Annotated in this window: 11 protein-coding genes and 1 tRNA gene; 4 read left to right on the top strand and 8 right to left on the bottom strand. The window is 29.8% G+C overall.

The window, feature by feature from the left end; all coding sequences use genetic code 11:
* Positions 1 to 34 precede the first annotated feature (34 nt).
* Complete coding sequence (locus Q0714_RS10445; RefSeq protein WP_298264764.1) at positions 35 to 2,521, top strand: heavy metal translocating P-type ATPase; 2,487 nt, start codon at positions 35 to 37, stop codon at positions 2,519 to 2,521.
* A 135-nt stretch (positions 2,522 to 2,656) separates the two neighbouring features.
* Here Q0714_RS10445 and Q0714_RS10440 read toward each other — a convergent pair whose 3' ends face one another.
* From Q0714_RS10440 to Q0714_RS10415, 6 genes are all read right to left on the bottom strand, one after another.
* Positions 2,657 to 3,016, bottom strand: coding sequence for a hypothetical protein (locus tag Q0714_RS10440; protein WP_298264762.1), 360 nt, complete (start codon positions 3,014 to 3,016; stop codon positions 2,657 to 2,659).
* 360 nt (positions 3,017 to 3,376) lie between these two features.
* Positions 3,377 to 4,702, bottom strand: a complete 1,326-nt coding sequence (locus tag Q0714_RS10435) for a sigma-54 dependent transcriptional regulator (protein ID WP_298264761.1) — start codon at positions 4,700 to 4,702, stop codon at positions 3,377 to 3,379.
* A gap of 5 nt (positions 4,703 to 4,707) precedes the next feature.
* Positions 4,708 to 5,808, bottom strand: a complete 1,101-nt coding sequence (locus tag Q0714_RS10430; RefSeq protein WP_298264759.1) for a HAMP domain-containing sensor histidine kinase — start codon at positions 5,806 to 5,808, stop codon at positions 4,708 to 4,710.
* Between the two features lie 156 nt (positions 5,809 to 5,964).
* The gene (locus Q0714_RS10425) at positions 5,965 to 9,186 is read right to left on the bottom strand and encodes a glycosyl hydrolase (protein WP_298264757.1); all 3,222 of its coding nucleotides are present in this window, start codon (positions 9,184 to 9,186) and stop codon (positions 5,965 to 5,967) included.
* Between the two features lie 167 nt (positions 9,187 to 9,353).
* Positions 9,354 to 12,710: a glycoside hydrolase family 2 TIM barrel-domain containing protein gene (locus Q0714_RS10420; protein ID WP_298264756.1), complete on the bottom strand. Its 3,357-nt coding sequence runs from the start codon at positions 12,708 to 12,710 to the stop codon at positions 9,354 to 9,356.
* Between the two features lie 254 nt (positions 12,711 to 12,964).
* Positions 12,965 to 13,035: transfer RNA gene (locus tag Q0714_RS10415), tRNA-Gln, on the bottom strand.
* 170 nt (positions 13,036 to 13,205) lie between these two features.
* Between Q0714_RS10415 and Q0714_RS10410 the strand changes: the two genes are divergently transcribed.
* Positions 13,206 to 16,301, top strand: a complete 3,096-nt coding sequence (locus tag Q0714_RS10410; protein WP_298264754.1) for a DUF2723 domain-containing protein — start codon at positions 13,206 to 13,208, stop codon at positions 16,299 to 16,301.
* A gap of 9 nt (positions 16,302 to 16,310) precedes the next feature.
* Positions 16,311 to 16,937: a polysaccharide deacetylase family protein gene (locus Q0714_RS10405; RefSeq protein WP_298264752.1), complete on the top strand. Its 627-nt coding sequence runs from the start codon at positions 16,311 to 16,313 to the stop codon at positions 16,935 to 16,937.
* A 2-nt stretch (positions 16,938 to 16,939) separates the two neighbouring features.
* On the opposite strand, the gene Q0714_RS10400 is transcribed toward Q0714_RS10405, so the two are convergent.
* Together Q0714_RS10400 and Q0714_RS10395 are read right to left on the bottom strand one after the other, a co-directional pair.
* On the bottom strand, positions 16,940 to 17,239 hold the full coding sequence (locus Q0714_RS10400) for a thioredoxin domain-containing protein (RefSeq protein WP_298264750.1): 300 nt from the start codon (positions 17,237 to 17,239) through the stop codon (positions 16,940 to 16,942).
* Positions 17,240 to 17,326: 87 nt separating this feature from the next.
* Positions 17,327 to 18,538: a metallophosphoesterase gene (locus Q0714_RS10395; protein WP_298264748.1), complete on the bottom strand. Its 1,212-nt coding sequence runs from the start codon at positions 18,536 to 18,538 to the stop codon at positions 17,327 to 17,329.
* Between the two features lie 128 nt (positions 18,539 to 18,666).
* On the opposite strand from Q0714_RS10395, the gene polA reads away from it, so the two are divergent.
* A complete protein-coding gene (gene polA, locus Q0714_RS10390) occupies positions 18,667 to 21,522 on the top strand; it encodes a DNA polymerase I (protein WP_298264746.1) in 2,856 nt (951 codons plus the stop codon).
* Positions 21,523 to 21,697 lie beyond the last annotated feature (175 nt).

Here is a 21,697-nt window from a genome sequence, read left to right as displayed (position 1 = left end):
TAAAAAAAGTGTATCAAATTTAAAATTAAGGTTTATGAAACATACCTATTACATTTCAGGAATGACCTGTTCAGGTTGTAAAAATAATGTTGAAACTGCATTAACTACCCTAAAAGAAGTTAAAAAAGTTACTGTAAATTTGAAAACTAAAGAAGTTATTATTGACATGACTTCGCATATTACAATAGAAAACTTACAACAAGTTTTAACAAATGCAGGTTTACATTATACCATTGAATTACCAAACGTCGGGAAAAAGGACAAAAAAAAACACTCTAATACCTCTGAAAAAAAAGGAAATGGTGTTTTTTATTGTCCAATGCAGTGTGAAGGAACTAAAACCTATACTAAAAACGTAGGATGTCCAGTTTGCGGAATGGATTTAATTGAACAACCTAAACTTAGTCAAGAAACAACTTATACCTGTCCAATGCACCCTGAGATAATTCAGAATACTCCAGGGTTATGCCCTAAATGTGGAATGGATTTAGTTTTAATGGAGCCTAGCAAAAGCGAAGAAGATAAAACCTATAAAGAGTTAGTTAAAAAGATGAAAATTTCAGCTTTATTAGCAATTCCTGTTTTCTTCATATCTATGTCATCACATTTACCTAAAAATCCACTTTTAGAAATTACTTCACAATATTTTTGGGATTGGCTGCAGTTTATTTTAACCATTCCAATTGTGTTTTATACTTGCTGGATGTTTTTTGTAAGATGCTGGAAATCCATAGTATCTTGGAATTTAAACATGTTTACCTTAGTTGGTATTGGAACAGGAGCGGCTTTTATATTTAGTATAATTGGTTTATTTTTTCCAGAAGTATTTCCTTCAGAATTTAAAGGGATGTCTGGTCATGTAGACATCTATTTTGAAGCAACTGCAGTAATTCTTACTTTAGTTTTATTAGGGCAATTGTTAGAAGCTAAAGCACATAGCAAAACCAGTGGAGCAATTAAAGAGCTATTAAAATTAGCTCCTTCAGAAGCTACATTAGTTATCAATGGGGTTGATAAAACAGTGGCAATTAACACTATTAAAGTTAATGACTTGCTACGTGTAAAACCAGGTGAAAAAATTCCCGTTGATGGAATTATTGTAGAAGGTTCGAGTAGTATTGATGAATCTATGATTACAGGAGAACCTATTCCTGTAGATAAATCGGTTAATGATAATGTAAATTCTGGAACCATCAATACTACAAAATCTTTTGTAATGAAAGCCCAAAAGGTAGGTTCTGAAACCCTTTTATCTCAAATTGTAAAAATGGTAAGTGATGCGAGTAGATCTAGAGCTCCTATCCAAAAATTAGCAGATACCATTTCTAAATACTTTGTTCCTATTGTGGTTGTTATATCTATTATAACATTTATTGTTTGGGCCAATTTTGGGCCAGATCCGGCATTGGTTTATGCTTTTGTAAATTCGGTAGCCGTTTTAATTATAGCTTGTCCTTGTGCTCTAGGTTTGGCAACACCAATGTCTGTGATGGTTGGTATAGGAAAAGGAGCTCAAAATGGAATTTTAATAAAAAATGCAGAAGCTCTAGAAATTATGAATAAAGTAAATGTTTTAATTACAGATAAAACAGGTACAATTACAGAGGGAAGACCTTCAGTTGAAAAAATTTACATTTTAGATGAAAAGCCCGAAATAGTTTTAGGATATATAGCCTCTTTAAATCAATATAGTAAACATCCTTTGGCTAAGGCCATTGTACAATATGCCCATAAAAAAAATGCAGCATTAACTAAAGTACCCGACTTTGAAGCTATTTCAGGAATGGGAGTTGTAGGAACCATTCAACAAACTAAAATTGCTTTAGGAAATTTAAAATTGATGGAAACCATAAACGCCAAAATTCCTTCAACTTTAAAAAAAGAAATTCTTTCTGAACAAAAACTTGGTAAAACAGTTTCTTATATAGCTATTAATAATATTGCGTTAGGTTATGTAAGCATCTCAGATGCTATTAAAGATAGCAGTAAAAGGGCTATCCACAATCTAATAAAAGAAGGAATTGAGGTTATTATGTTAACAGGAGATAATGAAAATACTGCTAAAGCCGTTGCTGATGAATTAAAGTTGAGTAATTATAAAGCGAATTGTTTACCAAAAGATAAATTAGATTATATTAAAAAACTACAGGAAAAAGGTAACATTGTAGCTATGGCAGGTGATGGTATTAATGATGCTCCAGCATTAGCACAGTCTAATATAGGCATTGCTATGGGTACTGGTACAGATGTGGCCATAGAAAGTGCTGAAATAACTTTGGTTAAAGGAGATTTAGAAGGTATTGTTAAAGCTAATACACTAAGCAAAAAGACCCTTAAAAATATAAAACAAAATTTATTCTTTTCATTTGCTTACAACATTTTAGGAGTACCAATTGCCGCAGGATTATTATTCCCAATTTTTGGTATTTTACTCTCTCCAATTATTGCTGCAGTTGCTATGAGTTTTAGCTCTGTATCTGTAATTACCAATGCACTTAGATTAAGAAACGTGAAAATTTAAATAAATAATCGCGTATGAGCGTGTGTAAGTTTTTACACACGCTTTAAATACGCTTAGCAAATTAAACATCAACACCAATTATTATGGTGAATCATGGCTTTTTCATAACAATTTTTACTCAAACACATTAAAAAATTATGCTAAAATTTCAGCTTTTAAAGCTCTATATTCTCTGATATGAAATAAATACTGTTCTCTAAAAATCTCTTGCTGGTTTAGATAATACATATCACAAGCTATATCCATACATTCAATAGAATTTTCAACTTTACTTCTGTAATTATAGAAAATACTCAATAAAACTTCATTTTCTTCTTTTTTATCAAGCAACTCTTTTTCTAAAATTTTATTTATTACTAACTCTTTTTTTAACTTAAGTAAATGATTTATTTCAGTGGTTACAAACTCTAAATGCTCAATCCAATTAGCCAACTCTTTAGTTTGCAGCTTTACACTTATTTCTTCATCAGATTCGTGATTATAAAATAATGGCATTTTTTTAACAAGTTTAATTTTTAATTAAATTCAAATTCTGTTTTTTTAATCTCTATATCATGTTTTTCATTAATTTTATTTACTTCAAATTCACTACATGACCAAATAAATCGCTTACTCTCAGTTAATGTACAAGACTTTAAATGAATGCAAGTCGAACATAAACTACTATCTATTTTATACATAATGATATTATTTAATTTTAAATACAAATATCAATAGTTATTCCAAATCTATAAAAGGCAACTAAATAATTTCTCAACAACTTGATTACAAGCACATTGAGGAATCTTTTAAATAAAATGAATTGAGGAAATATTCCCCATGTGAAACAAAAACTCTCAGTTAAATGTAAATTTTCTATTGAATTTTTTGACGTAGTGTTTTTCTATCAATTTGAAGAATCTCTGCAGCTTTAGTTTTGTTATTGTTAGTAGCTGCTAAAACTTTAAGAATGTAGTTTTTTTCAAATTCTTTAAGGGATAATAATGTAGAATTTTCAAAATTAATTTTAAATTTAAGATAGTTAGGTAAATCTTTAATCTCAATATTATTATCGCATAAAATTACAGCTTGTTGTATTACGTTTTCAAGTTCCCTAATATTTCCTTGCCAGTGATTACGCATTAAAATTTCCATTGCTTCCGATGAAATTTTTATAAATTTATCTTTATACTCTACTCCATACTTAAATAAAAATTTATCAACTAAAAGAGGAATATCAGATTTTCTATCTCTAAGTGGTGGAATCTTAATTTGAACTACCGTTAAACGGTAATATAAATCTTCTCTAAATAATTTTTTTTGAATGAGTTCCTCTAAATTATTATTGGTAGCCGTAATAACTCTCAAATCTAATTTTTCAACTTTTTGCGAACCAATTTTAGTAATTTCTTTTTCTTGTAGCACTCTTAATAATCTTGCCTGAACAGCCAATGGGGCGCTTCCAATTTCATCTAAAAAAATAGTTCCAGTATTAGCAGCTTGAAAAAAACCATTTCTATTAGAATCCGCACCCGTAAAAGCTCCTTTTACATACCCAAATAATTCGGACTCCAATAAAGATTCTGGAATGGCTGCACAATTAACTGTTATAAATGGGGCACGAGCAAATTTCCCCATATAATGAATTGCCCTTGCTACTAATTCTTTTCCTGTACCACTCTCTCCATGAATAAAAACAGTTGCTTTATTATTTTTTACTCTTTCAATAATTTCAGTCACTTTTTTTAATTCTTTCGAATTTCCAATTAATTCACCATAGTTTTGATTAGTTGATTTTTCAACTTTAGATGATGTAAAATTTGTTTTTGGTTTTTGTAAAAATGACTTTAAAACCGCTTCTTTTAATTCTTCTTTAGTAAAAGGTTTTACTAAATAATCAATAGCTCCAGATTTCATAACATCAACTGCCTCATGTAATGATGGGTAACCCGTAACAACTAATTTTGGCAATGATGGATAATGTTCCGACACATACTTAATCAACTGAAAACCATCAACTTCAGGCATTTTAAGATCTGTTATTAGTAAGTCGATAGAAGTATCTTTTAAAATTTGAATGGCTTCTTTTACAGATATTGCCTTATAACTATGATAATTTAAATCTTGTAAATGTCTTTGGATAAGTTCTAATATATTAATATCATCATCAACAATTAATATGTTTTCTTGCTTTAAAGTCATTACATCTATAATTTAGGAAAATTAATAACAAAGGTAGTTCCTTTAGGGTAATTAGGTTCGTGTTTAATAGCTCCTTGATGGCTTTTAATAATACCGTGAACCACACTTAAACCTAGGCCTGAACCATCTCCAACAGGCTTTGTAGTAAAAAAGGGTTCAAATATTTTGTCTGAAATACTATTTTTTATTCCTGGTCCTTCATCAGAAATCTTTAATTCAACATCTTTTAAATTGTCTGTTACATTGATAATAATTTCCCCTTTTTCGGGTGAAAAATAAATGGCATTTAAAATTAGATTAAAAATAACTTGAGTGAGTTGAATGATATCTACTTTTAATTGAATTGAAGGATGACTGTAGTTTAAATAATAGGTTATCTTGTTCTTTTTGAATGTTGGATCTAGTAAATTTATGGCGTCTGTTATTACTTCATTTATGGTTACTAGCTCTTTTTTTTGAGGCATCTCACAGGCAAAAAACATAAGTTTCTTGACCACTTCTCTTGAATAAATTGCACTATTGATAATTTTATCAATATCTTTTTCAGCTTGGCTATTTTTTTTTGACCTACTTTTTAACAGTTCAGCAAAACCTAAAATATTTGCTAATGGTGTATTTAACTCATGAGCAATTCCAGCTGTTATTTCACCTAATATACTAATTCTATCAGCTCGTTCAACTTTTCTTTTTAAAAGAGCTTCATTTTCTTGAATTTTTTTACGCTCTAATAAATTACCTATTTCAATAGCAACTTTAGCTAAAAGTAATTTTTCTTCATATAAAAATACTTTTTCTGTAAAATTAGTATTTAAATACCCTGCTTTTAAAACTCCTTCTTCTTTATTAAACATATGAATTGGTGAACTTATAAGAACCATTTTTTTTGGAAACTCTTCTGTGGAAACAAAAAAATCATCGGTTTTAATTTCTACACAGGCTTGTTCACTATAACGTAAAGCATCTTTTAGGCAAATAACTATAGCTTGTAAACTTTTTTGTAGTTGGTCATAATCACAATTTACTATAATCGAAGTAACCTCATATAAACAAGTAAGTTCTTTTATTCGTTCTTTTAGTTTTTCTTCTATAGTGATCAAAGGTACCATGTTACAGTTTTTTTGGTATTTCAATTTTTATAAATAGTTGGATAAATTTACTACATTTTTCTTCTTTGAAGTTATTTATTAAAGGGTTTTCATCTTAAATAAAAAAATCTCTTTAGAAAACTAAAGAGATTTTTATGACTATCAATAAAATTTTAATTAATCTTCATAATACCTACGTCTATCAGGAATATTATAAAGCACTCCTCCTTTTGTCTCAAACTCTTTTTGAAGCGTTGGTAATTTTTCCATCACTAACTTTTTTAAATCAGTTTCTTGAGCCGTAAACTGAGTTTTAGCAATTTCAAATTGTTCTTTTTGCGCTCCAGTAACATCTACTTGGGCAGATCTTGTAGCATACATTGAAAAACCAAGTCTGCTAGCTACTGAATTTTTTGCCCCAAAACCTCCTATAATAACTTTTGAAATAGCATCAGTTTCTTTCTGTAAATCATTAATCTTATCTACTAAAACACTTGCTTCAACAGGCATATTACTTAAAATAGTCTTCATATTTTTCAACGTAGTATTCACTTTCTCAATTTGTGTTCTACTTGCCATTACTTTTACATTTAAATCTGTAACTTGTTTTAGGAATTCAAAATTACTCTCATAATTTGGTGTTCCTAACCCATTTGGTAATGAAACTACTTTAAATGATTTTGGTTCAACTAAACGAGTAAATTCTCCTTTAACATTTTTATCAACTGCAACTTTATACTCTCCTGGAACCACTTTTGCGCCACGATTTGATAAATAACTTAAATCCCAAAAAATACTATTATACCCACTTTTTAATGGCGATGTTAATTTCCTCATAATATTATTTTTACTATCATATATGGTAAAAATTAATGTTGGTTTATCCTCTTGCTCTTCAGCCATTAATTCTTCTTCTGACGGATACACAAAAGTTCCAGATTTTTCAGCGGCTTTTTGAGCTTTAATTCTTTTTTGTTTTAAGGTTTCATACCCTGTTTTCACATAATATTCAAACTTGGCAGAAGGATTTGGGTTAGGCGTTCTAAAATGAACATCTCCTTGATAATTTAAATTACTTGATGGAAAATATAAAAGTGCGTCTTTAATCTCAAATAAATGTGCTTCCTTACTCTCAATCTCTTCATTTAAATGTCTTAATGAAGAATAATTGTCTAACACATAATAACCACGTCCAAAAGTTGCAACAACCAAATCATTTTCACGTTGTTGAATTGTTAAGTCTTTTACTTGAATTGTTGGGATACCATTTTTAATTTGCACCCATTTTTTACCTCCATCAATCGTTGTCCAAACTCCCCATTCTGTTCCAATAAATAAAATATTAGGATTTAAAAAATCTTCTTGAATGCAATAAACAGTACCCGAAGGTAAATTTGCAGCAATTGATGTCCATGTTTTACCTTTATCGGTACTTTTTAACAAATATGGTTTAAAATCGCTGCTGTTTTTTCTTCCGTCGAAACAAGCATATGCTACATTTTCATTATGTTGAGATGGCAGTACATAATTTACAAAAGTCATTTCTGGAACTCCTGGGAATTTATCAAACTTTGTCCAATTTTCACCATCATTTTCAGTAATCCAAATCAAGCCATCATCGGTTCCAGCATAAATCATTCCTTGCTTTAATGGTGATTCTGCTAATGCAAAAATATTTCCAAATTTAGAAGTTGATAAATTTTTAGCAATTGCTTCAGGTGGCCAAATTTTCCCCATCATTGGCAGACTATTTTGATCTATTTGACGGGTTAAATCTCCACTAATTTTTTTCCATGTACCTCCCATGTCTGTACTTTTAAATACATAATTTCCTGCTACATATAGTGTTTTTGAGTTAAATGGACTAAGAAAATATGGCGTATTCCAGTTCCATCTATATTCTTCATCAGTTGTTGGTTGTGGTTGAATTGAAATACTATTTCCAGTTGTTCTATCGTATCTTCTTAATCCACAATACTGAGACTCACAGTAATGGATATCAGGATTATTAGGATCAGGAATAGAAAGATAGCCATCTCCTCCAATGGTATACGTCCAATCTGAATTTACTAAGTTTCTTCGATGTGTTTGTGAAGGTCCAAACCAAGAACCATTATCTTGTGCTCCTCCATACACATTATAAAAAGGAAATTCGTTATCTACTCTTACATGATAATATTGAGTTATTGGTAAATTATTCTTGAATTGCCAAGTTTTTGCTCTGTCAAACGTTTCATATAAACCACCATCGCATCCTACTAAATAATGGTTGGTATCCTTAGGATCAATCCAAATTGCATGATTATCCACATGTTTATTTCTTCCTTCAATATTTTTCCAAGTAACGCCTCCATCTTCAGAAAGTGCATTTCTTGTATCCATTAAAATAACTAGATTAGGATTTAATGGATCTGCATAAACTTCATTATAATACTGAGGACTTGTTGTTCCTTTATCGCTTCTTTTCTCCCAGCTTTCTCCCATATCGGTAGATCTATAAAATCCACTTTTGCTTCCAGGAAGCTCAATTACTGCATAAATTATATCTGGATTTGCTGGTGATAATGCCAACCCTATTCTACCAACATCACCCTTTGGCAGCCCTTTTTTAAGTTTTGTCCAAGAAGCTCCAGCATCAACAGATTTATAAATTGCTGATTCAGGTCCTCCATTAATTTTTGAATAAACTCTACGTTCGCGTTGATGAGCTGAGGCATATAAAATATCTGGATTTCTAGGATCCATTTCCATATCAGATACTCCAGTATATTCTCCAATTTCTAAAACTCTATTCCAAGTCTTCCCACCATCGGTAGTTTTATACAAACCTCTTTCTCCTCCTGGCCCCCATGCTTGCCCTTGTGCAGCAACATATACTACATTACTGTTTCTTGGGTCAATCATAATTTTACCTATTTGAGAGCTTGTTTTGAGCCCCATATTAGTAAATGTTTTTCCTCCATCAGTAGTTTTATAAACTCCGTCTCCATAGGCTAGGTTACGCTGAGAATTGTTTTCCCCTGTTCCTACCCAAACTACATTTGAATTATTTGGATCCATTGCTAAACAGCCAATTGAAAAAACAGATTGATCATCAAATATAGGCTCAAAAGTTGTTCCATGGTTTATGGTTTTCCACAAACCTCCTGATGCTACACCAACATAGTATTCTGAAGGATTATCAGGGTTTACTGCTAAATCAGAAATACGTCCAGAATAAGCCGCTGGACCTATACTTCTAAATTTAAGTATATTTAACATGTTTTCTTTTAATTCAAATTGTTTACTTTCTGAAGATTTTTTTTTCTTTCGTTGAGCAAAAAATTGAGTCGAAGGTACTAACATTAGTACACTTAGGAAGAATGTAAAAATCCATCCCTTTTTATACATTTTAAGCATTTGGTAATTGTTTAGATTAGTTTAATTTGATTATAAGTCATAAATTTAAGCATTTACTAAACCTTATTAATTTATTTTTTATTAAAATTTTGTGAAAAGAAGTTTTATGGTTTAACATAAAAAAACCTTTTAGCTAGCTAAAAGGTTTTAAAAATTTGTTTTGAAGTTTATTTTTTTGGAATCTTTAAATACTGTTTACTTAAATTAATAAAATCTTTGGTTGTTTTATTTTTATAAGGAAGTAAATAAAAAGAATAAGAATGTTTAACATTTCCTTTTAACTGATATTTTTCTTGAGGCATCGAGTACCAACTATCATCTCCCCCTACACCTCTTTGACCTAGGTCAATATTTAATTGAATTAAATCTTTTTCAACAACATCAATAGTGTGTTTTGAAGCATTAATTTTAGGAATTCCATCAATTCTGTATTTTTCATCAACATCTTTTACATCGCCATAAACTATGCCCTCTGTGGTATCAAAATCTTCATTTGGCATATGTAACGCACTCAATCCAAGCGCATTTAAATTTTCACCTGAAATCACTAATAATCCGTTATTTTTTTTATTTGAAAAAGAAGCCCATCGTACGTCTGTTTTATAACCATTTTCTTGTGGTCGAATGTATGGTACGTATTGATCTTTTACTTTAGATTTATAAACATCTATAAAAGCTGATGCTTTTCTGTCTTGATAATTTTCCCAAGGACCACGACCATAATACTCCATAGTATCATACTCTTTTGGTAATTGCATACGCATTCCAATACGTGGAATATCTGCTAAATAGTTAGTTTGGTTTAATGTATTATCAATTTGTATTAAACCTTCACCAGTAATTGTGTATTTGGAATTAAATGTAGTTTCAACTCCTGGTAAATTATAAGTCACATTTAACACCACATCGCCATTCTTATTTATAACGGAAGTTATTTTATTTACTTCTGAAAAAAGAGAAGCTTTTTTCCACTCAACATTTTTAAGATGCATTTTATTTCCAAAATCGTTATCCGTTACTGCTCGCCAAAAATTAGGTTGAGGCCCTTTTCCATCTTTTAAAAGTTCATCTCCTAAATATTTATAGGAACTAATACGACCTTGTTTTTTATTAAAAACTATAGTTACGTTTTTATTTTGTATTAAAATATTTTCTGAATTATTATTCAATGTTAACTCGTTCTTTTTAACAATGTTATTATTTTTAGCATATAAATATTTTGTTTTTAGTACTATTTGTTCACGAGCCACTTCAAAGTTTTTTGGTAAAATTCCCCAGCTATTTTTAGTAGTTGCTGAAAACTCGACAAAATACTCAGTATTTTCTTTAAAATTGATATTGTCTAAGTTTATTCTAATTAGTTTCCCAGTGTGAGTTTCTACAGAAATATTACCTACAGTTATCGTTTTTAAAACAACTCCATCAGCCTTGATATTTGCTGTAATAGCAAACTGATCTAAGTTGGTAAAATCATATAAATTTTCGACTAAAACTCTTAATTCATTAGATCTATTAATTCCTTTGTCTTTAAAATTTATAAACTCATGTGCTTTTTTCACTTCATATAAAGCAGGTTGCGGTGAACGATCTGGAAATACAATTCCATTATTTAAAAAAGTATTATCTGTTGGCATATGTTCTCCATAATCTCCTCCATAAGCATAATAGCGCTCTCCATTATCATTGGTTTTCCAAATAGATTGATCTACCCAATCCCAAATAAAACCTCCTTGAAGATTGTCATACTTTTCTATGATATCCCAATAGTCTTGAAAGTTACCTGTACTATTTCCCATCGCATGTGCATATTCGCTTGGTATAAAAGGTCTATCGGTTTTAGATTTTCCTATCTCTTCAAAAAGTTGAGGTGATGGATATTGTGGTACAATAATATCGGTATTGATATCCATATCAAATAAATTTCCATCATTATCTTTGTATGTTCTTTCGTATTGTACTGGTCGCTTTGTTTTGTCTGCTAATTTAATTGCATTATACCCTTTAAAAAAGTTAACTCCATTACCTGCTTCATTACCCATAGACCAAATAATTACAGATGGATGATTTTTATCTCTTTCTACCATTCTAAGCATTCTATCTACATGAGCTTTTTCCCAATCTGGTTTTTTGGCTAATGAATATTTTCCGTAATACATTCCATGAGATTCAATATTGGCTTCATCTACTACATATATTCCATATTCATCGCACAATTCATAAAATCTTCTTCCTCTTGGATAATGACTTAACCTCACTGCATTTATGTTATTTTCTTTCCATAAACGAATGTCTTTTAAAATCATTTCTTCAGACATTACATGACCTGTTTCAGGATCTGTTTCTTGTGCATTGACTCCTTTTAGTGTAATTCGTTGTCCATTTACTAAAAGAAGTCCATTTTTAATCTCAACTGATCTAAATCCTATTTTAGAAGGAATTGCCTCTAGCAGCTTTCCTTTAGAATTTTTCAACTCAATAAGCAGGGTATATAAGTTTGGATGCTCTGCGCTCCATTGTTTTACTTGCTTTAATTGATCATTAAAATTTATAGTCTCATTTTTTATAGAATTAATGGTAACTTTTGATTTTCCTGATGAAATAATTTGTTGATTTTCATCAAAAAGTTTATAGCTCAATTCAACTTTTTTTGATTTTGATGTATGATTATTTAATGAAACGGTAATGTCAAAAATTCCATTCTCATAACCATTATCAAGTGTAGAAACAACTTCAAAATCTTCAACTCTAACTTTAGGCTGCGCGTACATATAAACACTTCGCTCAATTCCACTAATACGCCAAAAATCTTGACATTCTAAATAACTACCATCAGTCCATCTAAAAATTTGAATTGCAATGGTATTTTTTCCTTCTTTTAATGCTGAAGTGATGTTGAATTCAGAAGGTAATTTACTTCCTTGAGAATATCCAATATATTGTCCATTTAACCAAACAAAACCTCCAGATTTCAAAGCTCCAATATGCAAAAACACTTCCTTTTCAGTCCAATTACTATCCACTGTAAAATCTCTTCGATAAGAACCAACAGGATTGTAATTATCTGGAACATCTCCTGGGTTTTTAGGATACATTTTATTTTCTAACTCCATATCATCAGCAATCATTGCTTTGTAATCTGCAAATTCATATTGATGATTTACATAAATAGGAATTCCGAAACCTTCAACCTCCCAGTTAGAAGGCACCTTAATAGTTTCCCAATTTGAAATATCGGAATTAGGGTTCATAAATTCCGTAGGTCTATCTTTTGGCGATTTTACCCAATTAAATTTCCAAAAACCATCTAATAATTTATAATAAGATTTTGATATATCATTTGTTAACGCATTTTCAGAAGAAGAAAATGAACTAAATGATGCTCTAGGTTTTAATTTATTATCACCAATCATTTGTTTATTTTCAATATAAAATTTGTAATTAGTTATTGGATTTTTTTCTTGTGAAAATATTTGTGTAGTAAATCCAAATAAAATAAAAACTCTTAGAATTAAATGTTTTTGCATGATGTTTAAATTATTTCTTACAAAATAAATGTATTTTTTACTATTATATATGTTTTTTTAAAATAATCTATAAACTATGTTTCTAAATGGTAGTTCAAAAAAACATTATTTAGCTAAAAATAAGAAATACTTAGCTACTTTAATCAACTATAAACCAACTGAAAAGAATATTATGCATTAAATTTTTTAATGAAGCACTTAAAAAACAAAAATCCCTCTAAACTCAATGTTTAAAGGGATATTTTATTTGCTTGTTGACCCACAAGGACTCGAACCTTGACTGACGATACCAAAAACCGGAGTGCTACCATTACACCATGGGTCATTTTGCGAGTGCAAATTTAAACCAAAGTTTTAATTCAACAAATAATTTTTAGTTTTTTTTAAAGAAAAAATTTTTAACGATACTTTAATAGTTATTTCTGAGTTCATAGCGTTCTTACTTTCAATATTTAAGTTTAATTTTACTAAATTCGCCTCGATAAATTTTTTTTTATGAATTCATTCAATTTTACTAAATGGAACACCATTCTTGGATGGGTTACCTTTTCTATTGCACTACTTACTTATACTTTAACTTTAGAGCCAACCGTTAGTTATTGGGATTGTGGAGAGTATATTTCAACTGCTGTAAAACTGGAAGTTGGGCATCCTCCAGGAGCTCCTTTATTTCAAATGTTAGGAGCATTTTTTGCCATGTTTACAAGTGAGGTTACAGAAATAGCTAAAATGGTTAATTTCATGTCTGCTTTAGCCAGTGCATTTACCATCCTGTTTTTATTTTGGACTATTACAATTTTAGCTCAAAAATTAGTAAAAAAAGCTTCCAATTCAACTGAAATATCTAAAAGTTCTTTTATTGCAATATTAGGTAGTGGTTTAGTAGGGGCATTAGCCTATACATTTTCTGACAGTTTTTGGTTTAGTGCGGTAGAGGGTGAAGTTTATGCAATGTCTTCATTTTTAATGGCTTTATTATTTTGGTTAGGATTAAGATGGGAAGCGGTCTTAGACCAACCTCAAGGTAACAAATGGTTGCTATTAATAAGCTTTGTTGTTGGGTTATCTTTTGGAGTTCATATACTTTCATTATTAGTAATACCTTCCATCGTATTTTTATACATTTTCAAAAAATATAAATCTTTAAATACCAAGCAGTTTATAATTGCAAATATTGTTTCAATTATGGTATTGGTATTTGTTTTTAAAATGTTATTCCCTTATACTTTGAAATATTTTAGTGCTTTAGAATTATTTTTTGTGAATTCAATTGGGCTGCCATTTAATTCAGGAAGTATTATCGCTGGAATTGTATTAATTGCAGCATTTTACTATGGAATTAACTACACTCATAAAAAACAATTGGTAAACGCTAATACAATTATACTTTCTGTATTATTTATTATGATTGGTTTCTCATCCTGGCTTATGTTACCTATTAGAGCCAATGCTAACACTACCATTAATGAAAACAATCCATCTAGTGCACGTGAGTTATTAGCTTATTATGACCGTGAACAATACGGCGATGCCAATGTATTTTACGACACTTATTATTCTTTGATCTATAATAGAGAATCAGATAAAAGCAATCCAACCAAAGATGATAAGCCAAAATATGAAAAAGATGAAAAAACTGGAAAGTATGTGATTGTTAATCATTATAAAGATGCACTCCCTAATTGGAGCAGTAAACACAAAGGATTTATTCCAAGAATGGTAAGTACTGATGCCTCTGTAATTAGAAATTACAAGGCTATTGCTGGAATTCCACAAGCAAGCAAAAGAAGACCAACTTTTATTGAAAACATCAAATTTATGGTTGATTTTCAATTTGGATACATGTATGGAAGATATTTTATGTGGAATTTTGTAGGAAGACAAAATGATGAACAAGGACAATTAGACCTACAAAATGGGAATTGGTTAAGTGGCGTTAAATTTATTGATGAATGGCATTTAGGCCCTCAAACCAATTTACCTTCAGATGTAAAAAACAACAAAGGTAGAAACACCTACTATTTTTTACCTCTAATTTTAGGTTTAATAGGATTCTTTTTTCATTTAAAAAAGGATAAAAACGACTTTTACACCTTATTCCTATTTTTTGCTTTCACTGGTTTAGCAATTATTTTTTACACCAATCCAAAACCATTTGAACCTCGAGAAAGAGATTATGCCGTAGTTGGTTCATTTTATATTTTTGCTATTTGGATTGGATTTGGAGTATATGCTCTTTACGACAAACTAAAAAATTACGCCAATAAAAATTCAGTTGCCATTGCAGTTTCATTAATTTCTTTACTTGCTGTACCTACCCTAATGGCTTCAGAAAATTGGGATGACCATGATAGATCTAACAGATACACATCACATTTAAATGCAAAAGCTTATTTAGATTCTTGTGATGAAAATGCCATTTTATTTACTATTGGTGATAATGATACCTTCCCTTTATGGTATATGCAAGAAGTGGAAAATTATAGAACCGATCTTAAATTGATTAACACCAGTCTTTTTCAAACCGACTGGTATATTGATCAAATGAAGCGTAAAACATATAAAGCGCCTCCTATTCCATCACAATTAACCCATGACAAATACAAATGGGGAACTCTAGATGTAGCTTATTATTTTGAAGAATTATTCCCTCAGTTTAAAGATTCTGTTGTAGATATTGATTATTTTATGAAATGGATTGAGAGCGATAATGACGTAACTAAATACGATTTAGATGATGATGGAATTTTTGAAAAAGTACTTCCAACAAATAAAATTAGAATTCCAGTTGATAAAAATGCGGTGCTAAAAAATGGTATTGTTGCCCAAAAAGATGCCGATTTAATTGTTCCTTATATTGATATTGAATTTAATGGTGCGCTTACTAAAAACAGAATTTTAATGTTAGATATTTTAGCTAACAACAATTGGAAACAAGCAATCTATTTTACAGGTGGTGCTCAAGCTGATGAAGAATATATTTGGCTAAAAGATTATTTACAGTTGGATGGTATGACTTATAAGTTTGTGCCAATTTTAACACCCGATGAAGGAAATTTCTTTGAAATGGGAAGAATTAACACAGACATAATGTATGAAAATGTTAAAAATTGGGATTGGAGAAATATCACCGACGACAATATTTACTTAGATCCTGAAACACGTAAAAACTCCGTTACCTATAGAAATAACATGGAGCGCTTGGCTCGAAAATTAATTGAAGAAAATCAGTTAGATAAAGCAGCAGAAATAATTGATATTTCGTTAGAAAAAATGCCTGTTCACAAATTTGGCCATTACAGCATGTTAATTTCATATGTAGATTTATATTATATGCTAGAAAAAACTGAGAAAGCACGTAAATTAACTGCTGAATTAAATACTGTTTTACAAGAACAACTAACCTATTACAGTCAGTTTGACCCTAATAATATTGAAGGCGTTTTTGATGAAATTGAACGTAGCTTAAGAATGTACGATCAAATTGTAAGAACTACCATTCGTTATGATGAAGAAGAATTTTCTACAGCAATGAAAGAAGAATATGTTAGCTATTTAAAATTATTTGATTTTTTAATTGAAGACGAATAATTCAAAAATATGAAACCATATTTTATTAAAACTCCAAGTTTTCTTAAATTATTTTTCAATAATTGGGCTTGGAGTTTTTCTAGAAAAAATAAAGTTATTTACCTAACATTTGATGATGGTCCTACCCCAGAAATAACTACTTGGGTTTTAAAAGAATTGGCTAAATACAATGCAGAGGCTACTTTTTTTTGCATAGGCAAAAACATTCAAGAAAACACAGAAATTTATCAAAAAATTATTGAAGCAAAGCATTCTATTGGTAATCACACATTCAATCATTTAAATGGTTGGAAAACTACTACTTATGCATATATTGATGATTGTTTAAAAACAACTAATTTTATTAATAATACCTCTAAACTTTTCAGACCTCCTTATGGGAAATTAAGTTTATCGCAATCAAAAAAACTAAGAAAACAAGGTTACAAAATAATTATGTGGGATGTGTTAAGTGCCGATTTTGATTTAAAAATTAGCCCTGAAAAATGTTTAGAAAATGTGGTTAGAAATACTGAAAATGGAAGTATTATAGTTTTTCACGACAGCTTAAAAGCTAAAGAAAAACTATATTATGTATTGCCTAAAATTTTGGAATACTACTCGCACAAAGGTTATAGTTTTAAGAAAATAACTTAAAACTATACGTATTGTTGCACCAAATTTATAAGTGTATTAGCGTCTTGAGTACCTGATTGACGCCATTTCATTTCACCATCTTTATAAATTATAAATGTAGGATTCCCTTTTATTCTTAAAGCATTAGCCAATACTTCGTTTTTTTCAATATCTATTTTAATCACCTTTGCTTTATCACCTAAAGCAGCTGCAACATCACGAAGCACACTGTGAAAATCATCGGAATTTTCTTCTTCCCATTCTACATAAAAATCTATTAAAACAGGGATATCTGAGCTAATTAATTCTCCAAATTTTGCCATATTCTTTTATATTTTTTTGAACAAAACCTCAAAAAATAACAATTTGTAACTATACAAATGTAACATTTTAAATTAAAAAAAGGATATCTATTTCTTTTTCAGTGTAATTACTGTAATTTCTGGCCAAATTCCAACTCTTCCAGGAAAAGCTAAAAATCCAAAACCGCGATTAACATTTAGATACTTTCCATACCCTTTATAAATGCCTGCCCATTGTTTATACACATATTGTACCGGACTCCACTTAATTCCTGGTATTTCAATTCCAAACTGCATTCCATGGGTATGGCCACTTAATGTCAAGTGGTACTTTGTATCATGGTTTTTCACTTCTGTATTCCAGTGAGATGGGTCGTGGCTTAATAAAATTTTAAAGTCTTCTTTTTTTACTTTTAATGAAGCTAAATTTAAATCTCCCGCTTTTTTAAATCGAGTTCCCCAGTTTTCAACTCCAATTAAGGCAATTTTATCAATTTCTTTTTCTAAATAAACACTATCATTTAACAATAAGTTAAATCCAATTTTTGGATGAATATCTTTTATAGCTTTAAAATTTTCTTCTTTTTCTTGCGGGGTTTTAAAACGCACATATTCTCCATAATCATGATTCCCTAAAACTGAATACTTACCGTCTTTTGCTTTTAATTTGCTAAAATTTGAAATCCAAGGATCCATTTCATCTGCAGTGTTATTAACCAAATCACCCGTAAATAAAATTACATCAGAGTTTTGTTCATTTATTAAATTAATTCCATAGTCAATTTTTGATTCATTATCAAAGCTACCACTATGTATATCTGAAATATGTGTGAGTTTATAACCATCAAAAGCAACTGGTAAATCATCAAAATATAACGTGTGCTTTATAACTTGATAATTATATTTTCCTTTAACCATCCCATACAAAACTGAACTAAATGGAATGGCTGCAATTCCTAAAGCAATTTTACTAACAGCTTCTCTTCTTTCTGGAAAAAAATTCCCAGTGTGTTTAGATGAAAAATAATTGAACCCTGATTTTACAATTCTAAAAATATCTTCACTAAATAACACAACAATTGCCAGTATTTTTGGGGTAATTGATAAAATTACCAAGCCAAAAGCTAACATCACAGCTTGTGTTAATCCTTTCGAATTATTAAAAGTTGTTAGTTGATAAATAACATTTCCTAAAACCGCAAACGAAATTAACCAATAAAACAGCAATATATACTTGTTTTTGGTAATGGTTTTTACGCTTTGAAATGCATAAAAATCAATAAACAATACAAAAACAATAAAAATAATCCATCTAATCATAAAATAATCTTCTTTTTTGGTAAATATACATTATAAGCCTAAAAACTGTTAATTAAGCAAATTAATGATTTGTTAAAATTCATTTTAGTACTTTTACTCCAATATAAAGAACTCAATAATTTTTACAAATGTCTACACAAAAACGTCTTTTTCTTTTAGATGCCTATGCATTAATATTTCGTGGTTATTATGCTTTAATAAAGAATCCAAGAATAAATTCGAAAGGTATGGATACTTCTGCCATTTTAGGGTTTACAAATTCTTTGTTAGATGTCATTAAAAGAGAAAAACCTGACCATTTAGCCGTAGCCTTTGACAAAGGAGGTTCTGACGCTAGAAATGAAGCTTTTCCTGAATACAAATCTAATCGACAAGAAACACCAGAGGCTATAAAAATTGCTGTTCCCTATATCAAAAAGTTATTAAAAGCAATGCATATTCCTATTATTGAAAAAGAAGGTTTTGAAGCTGATGATTTAATAGGAACCTTATCTAAACAAGCTGAAAAATCTGGCTATCAAACCTTTATGGTAACACCTGATAAAGATTTTGCCCAATTGGTTTCAGAAAATATATTTATGTACAAACCTTCTCGTATGGGAAATGGCATTGAAATATGGGGAATTCCTGAAGTTCAGAAAAAATTTGAAGTAGAGCGCCCAGAACAAGTAATCGATTTTTTAGGAATGATGGGAGATTCTATTGATAACATCCCTGGATTACCCGGTGTTGGTGAAAAAACTGCCAAAAAGTTTCTTAAACAATACGGTAGTATGGAAAACCTTTTAGCCAACACTCACGAGCTTAAAGGTAAAATGAAGGAAAAAGTAGAGGCTAATAAAGATTTAGGATTGCTATCAAAACAACTTGCGACTATTATGTTAGATTGTCCCGTTGAATTTCATGAAGAAAATTTTGAGTTAAATCATCCAGATTTTGCCAAAGTTAATGAAGTTTTACAAGAGTTAGAATTTAGAAGAATTGCTGATAGTTTTAACAAAATTTTTAATGTTGAAAACTCCTATGCATCTGTTAATTCCGCAAGTGATAATAAATCTCAAAAAGAAGCTAAATCTACCACAACAAAAGCACCAATTGCAACTTCACAACAATTTGACTTATTTTCAAACGCTTCTGAAGATTCAGAAAAGGAAACTTTTACATCTACTTACAAAAGCACCGAAAACACCAATCATTTTTATCAATATGTAAATTCAAAATTAGCAAGAAAACTACTCCTTGAAAAAATACTTTTACAAAAGTCCGTAAGCTTTCATATAGAAACTATAGGAGAAAATTGCTTTGAAGCAGCATTAGTTGGATTATCATTTTCGTATGAAAAAGGGAAAGGCTATTATGTAGTTTTACCTCAAAATATTACAGAAGCTAAATCTATATTAGAAGAATTTCGTCCATTTTTTGAAACTACTAAAATTGAAAAAATTGGTCAGGATATAAAATTCAATATAAAAGTTCTAAACAATTTTAATATCCACTTAAAAGGCAAACTATTTGACACCATGTTAGCACATTATTTGCTGAACCCAGATATGCGTCATGATTTTTTAGTTCTTTCAGAAACTTATTTAAATTACAAACCGCTTGCCTTAGAAACCTTTATTGGTAAAAAAGGTAAAAACCAACTTTCAATTAGAGAAATTGATTTAAAAGAACAAGCTGAATATATTGGTGAAATAGCTGATATAATTTTTCAACTAAAGAACTTTTTTGAAACAGAGTTGGAAAAATACAATCTCACTAAATTATTTAATGAAATTGAAATTCCTTTAGTTCGTGTATTGGCAGGTATGGAATTAGAAGGCATTAAAATGGATGACGTTTTTTTAAATTCTTTATCTGAAAAATTAACAGAAGATATTCTAACATTAGAAAAAACTATTTATAAAGAAGCTAACATTGAATTTAATTTAGCCTCCCCTAAACAATTAGGAGATGTATTATTTGATCACTTAAAATTAGTAGCTAAACCAAAAAAAACCAAAACAGGACAATATGCTACAGGTGAAGAAATACTTTCTAAATTAGCTCCAAAACATAAAATAGTAAAAGAAATTTTAGAATGGCGTGGATTGGTAAAGCTTAAAAATACTTATGTTGACGCCTTACCTAATGAAGTAAATCCTAAAACAGGTAGAATCCATACAACGTATAGCCAGGCCGTAGCTGCTACTGGTAGATTGAGTTCTAACAACCCTAACCTTCAAAACATTCCTATTAGAACAGAAAGAGGTCGACAAGTTAGAAAAGCATTTGTTCCAAGAGATAAAAATTACCTATTAGTTGCCGCTGATTATTCGCAAATTGAACTTAGAATTATAGCAGCTTTAAGCGGAGATGAAAGTATGATTGAATCCTTTAAACGCGGAGAAGATATTCATGCTGCAACAGCTGCAAAAGTTTTTGGTGTTCCTTTAAGTGAAGTTACTAGAACGCAACGTGGAGATGCTAAAGCAGTTAATTTTGGAATTATTTATGGTCAAGGTGCATTTACATTGGCTCAACAACTCAATAAATCTAGAACTGAAGCCAAAGAGCTTATAGATAACTACTATAAAACATTTCCAAAACTTAAACAATTTATTGCCAATCAGGTAGCTATTGCACGTAAAAATGGCTATGTTGAAACTATTTTAAATAGAAGACGTTATCTTAAAAATATCAATTCTCAAAATGCTATTGTACGTTCTGCTGACGAACGAAATGCAGTGAATGCACCAATTCAAGGAAGTGCTGCTGATATTATTAAATTAGCAATGATTGGTATTTATCAATTTTTAAATGAAGGTAATTATAAAACTAAAATGTTATTACAAGTTCATGATGAATTGGTTTTTGATATGCATATAGATGAACTAGAAACCTTAAAACCAATAATTAAACAAAAAATGGAAAATGCATTTAAATTTGAAGTTCCATTAACAGTTGACTTAGGAGAAGGGAAAAACTGGCTAGAAGCACATTAATAAAATAACTTAAAATTCACCTTTCTAATAAATAAAATTTCACGATATTAAACGTATACTTATTACAACTTTATTAACTGTAAAAAATAAGCCTAACTTACTGTTTGTTATATAAATAATAGTTTGTACATTTGCACTCCCTTTTTAGGGAAAAAAAATAAATGTTTAATTATAA

Source organism: uncultured Lutibacter sp. (genome assembly GCF_947493565.1).
Taxonomy (GTDB): domain Bacteria; phylum Bacteroidota; class Bacteroidia; order Flavobacteriales; family Flavobacteriaceae; genus Lutibacter; species Lutibacter aestuarii.
Note: the sequence above shows the minus strand (reverse complement) of the source record. Positions and strands in the feature narration are given on the sequence as shown.